1 protein-coding gene is annotated in these 1,007 nt (G+C 39.1%); it reads right to left on the bottom strand.

Translation table 11 applies throughout. The features are described 5' to 3' along the window. Window positions 1-246: 246 nt before the first annotated feature. Window positions 247-921 carry a response regulator transcription factor gene (locus GNE10_RS34780; RefSeq protein ID WP_099065751.1) on the bottom strand — a complete coding sequence of 225 codons (675 nt, stop codon included), beginning with the start codon at window positions 919-921 and terminating at the stop codon, window positions 247-249. Window positions 922-1,007: the final 86 nt, after the last annotated feature.

The raw sequence follows: 1,007 nt of genomic DNA, 5'->3' as shown, positions 1-1,007 counted from the left end.
GTTAGAACTTTTAGTAAAATAATTTATACAATAAAAATCAAAATTGATAACCGTATTTATACTTAAATAAATTTACATAAATTCATACGAATCTTATATCAAGATAGGATCTACGTTTGATGTGAATTATCCAAATCAACGAAATATCAATAATTATTTGTCTTGTAGAGTAGAGACGTTGCAATGCAAGGTTTCTACAAGCAAAAATCAGGGGTTTTAGCGTCTAATCGATATAATGCGTGATTTTTATTGTTCGATCAATAATTCTGGTGCTACCAATCCTTTTTGGATAGCCAATACTGCGGCTTGAGTGCGATCGCGTACTTCTAGTTTCTGTAAAATTGCATGGACATGAACCCGCACTGTACCAGGGGCGATGTAGAGAACTTCTGCAATTTCTTGATTGCTTTTGCCAGCTGCTACCAATGCTAAAATTTCTTGTTCGCGCTTTGTTAAAGGATTTTCTAAGGTTTCTGGAGTTTTTGTTGCTATTGGTGTTGTAGTACCTTCAAAAGCTGCCCTAATTTCTGTTGTTGCGGTTTGATCCCACCAAGAAGCCCCGGCTGCAACCGATCGCACTGCTAAAATTAGAGACTCAGCGGGAATACCTTTGAGGCAGTAACCTTGTGCCCCAGCAGCAATTAACCGTGAAACTAGCGGTTTTTCCGAACGAGACGTTAAAACGAGAACTGGTAAATTTGGGTGCTTCTGCTTGATTTGACGACAAGCCTCAATCCCACCAATTCCCGGTAAACCGATATCCAGCAAAACCAAATCTAGAGGATATTGATTGGCTAATTCTACAGCTTGTTCTCCGTCTTCAGCCTCTGCAACAATCTCCAAAGTAGTCTCTTGTTGCAACCGCATTCGCAGACCAAGTCGAAATAATTCATCATCTTCAACAAGTAAGATTTTTGTCATTTTTTATTGGACATTGGGGAAATAGGGATAGGGGAAAGGGAAAGGGGTAAGGGGAAAAGGGGAAGATTAAATTTATTCCTTTTCCC

Origin of the sequence: Nostoc sp. 2RC (assembly GCF_014222165.1) — a bacterium.
GTDB classification, from domain to species: domain Bacteria; phylum Cyanobacteriota; class Cyanobacteriia; order Cyanobacteriales; family Nostocaceae; genus Nostoc; species Nostoc linckia.
The sequence above is the reverse complement of the archived record's forward strand: the minus strand, read 5'-3'. Positions and strand labels throughout refer to the sequence as shown.